Source organism: Actinocrinis sp. (assembly GCF_035938995.1).
Lineage (GTDB): Bacteria > Actinomycetota > Actinomycetes > Streptomycetales > Catenulisporaceae > DASZGI01.
On sequence record NZ_DASZGI010000367.1, the window covers coordinates 1 to 2,219 of the forward strand.

The 2,219-nt window shown below is 67.2% G+C and carries 1 protein-coding gene; it reads left to right on the forward strand.

Annotated features, from left to right (window positions below; genetic code table 11):
- Window positions 1–78 precede the first annotated feature (78 nt).
- On the forward strand, window positions 79–2,219 hold a 2,141-nt coding region (locus VGZ32_RS25485), incomplete at its 3' end, for a glycosyl hydrolase 2 galactose-binding domain-containing protein (RefSeq protein ID WP_414642596.1).

The following is a 2,219-nucleotide window of genomic DNA, read 5'->3' on the forward strand; positions in this document are numbered from 1 at the left end:
ATACTTGATCAGGATCGCCGCCGGACACCCGCCCCTTTCCTTGGCCGGCGCGTTCTCCCCCGGTCCCAAGGAGAGCAGATGGCATCGCGCAGAAGATCCCTGACGACGGCGGCCGTGGCGCTCGGTGTCATGGCCCTGACCATCCAGCAGGCCGTAGCCGGTGCCAACGGCGCCCGGCCGGCTCACGCGTCCCCGGCTGTCGCCGCCCCGCACGCGGTCAGCGCCGCTTTCGCCGATCCGCCGACCGGGTCGACGGCCATCGCCGACCTCGGCGCGACCAACGGGTGGAAGGTGCTGACCAGCGCCACGGCCACGCAGGGCGGCGCCGCGATCTCCACGCCGGGATTCAGCACCTCCGGCTGGTTGACCGTGGCCAACGACGGGGGAGGGGCGCCAGGCACCGAGATCGCCGCACTGCTGCAGAACGGCTCGTGCCCGAATGTCTTCTACTCATCCAACATGAAGAACTGCTTCGGCTTCATGTCGAAGGTCGGCGCCGACACGATCGCCCAGTTCTCAGTGCCCTGGTGGTACCGGACCGACTTCACCGCGCCGCCGTCCGGCCAGTCGGCCCGGCTGATCATCAACGGCGTGGTCGGCGCGGCGGACGTGTGGGTGAACGGCAGCCAGGTGGCCACCTCGTCGACCGTGGCCGGGGACTATGCGCGATACTCCTTCAACATCAGTGGTCTGCTGCGGTCGGGCACCAACTCGCTCGCCGTCGAGATGCACCCGAACAACCCGAACACGATGCTGACGCTGGACAACGTGGACTGGTCGCAGATCCCGCCGGACAACAACACCGGCATCCAGTTCCCGGTGCAGCTCCAGACCGGCGGCCCGCTGATCGTCGGCAACGCGCATGTGAATCAGAACACCGCCGCCAACCTGAGCAGCTCGGCGCTGACCGTCAAGACCGACGTGACCAACTCCTCCGGCTCGTCGCAGGCCGGCACTGTCTCCGCCACCATCACCCCGCCGGGCGGCGGCAGCCCGATCACCGTGAGCCAGTCGGTGACGGTCGCGGCCGGTGCCACGCAGACCGTGACCTTCGCCCCCTCGTCCTACCCGGCCCTGACCCTCGGCTCGCCGCAGATCTGGTGGCCGTACCAGCTCGGCGGCCAGCCGCTGTACACGCTCGCCACATCGGTCGCCCAGGGCGGCACGACTCTGAACTCGACCTCTGAGACGTTCGGTATCAGGACCGTCACCTCCTACCTGACCGGTGCCTCCACCGCGGCGCCGAGCGGGGTGCGCGCGTTCAAGATAAACAACGTGCCCCTGGTGATCCGCGGCGGCGGCTGGGACCCCGACCTGTTTCTGCGTTACGACCCGGCCGACACCGCCAAGCAGATCGGCCTGATCAAATCCATGGGCGTCAACTCGATCCGGCTTGAAGGCCACCTCATGCCCGCCGACTGGTATCAGCAGATGGATGCGGCCGGGATCCTGGTCAACGCCGGCCTCCAATGCTGCGACTTCTGGGAGAAGACCAGTTACACCGGCGCCCAGCAGGCCGAGTACAAGCTCTCCGCACAGACCCTGGGCCAGGAACTGCGCAACCACCCGTCGGTGTTCAGCTTCCAGTGGAGCGACAACAACCCGACCACCACCCAGGAGAGCCTGGCGCTGAGCGGTTTCGCCGCGGCCGACTACAGCGGTCCGTTCATCTCGTCCGCCGAGTACAACAGCAGCACGCAGCTGGGCGCCTCGGGGGAGAAGGAGGGTCCTTACGACTGGGTGCCGCCGAACTACTGGTACGACACGTCCCACTATCCGACCAGTGACTCGACGCTGACGAACGCGGGCGGTTCCTGGGGCTACGACAGCGAGCAGAGCGCCGGGAACACGGTGCCCACGCTCGACTCGATCAACCGGTTCCTCTCCCCGTCCGACCAGGCGGCTCTCTGGCAGAGCCCTGGCGCGAACCAGTACCACAACAACTACGAGGGCACCGGGCACAGCGGATACAGCTTCGGCACGCTCTTCAACCTTGACCAGGCGATCACCAACCGATACGGCGCCTGGTCCAGCCTCGCCCAGTACGTGGAGGAAGCGCAGGTCCAGAACTACGAGGACACCCGCGCCCAGTTCGAGGCCTTCCTCGACCACTCCACCAACTCGTCGCAACCCTCGACGGGCACCATCTACTGGCAGATGAACAAGGGCTGGCCGACGCTGCTCTGGTCCCTCTACAACAACGACGGCGACCAGGCCGG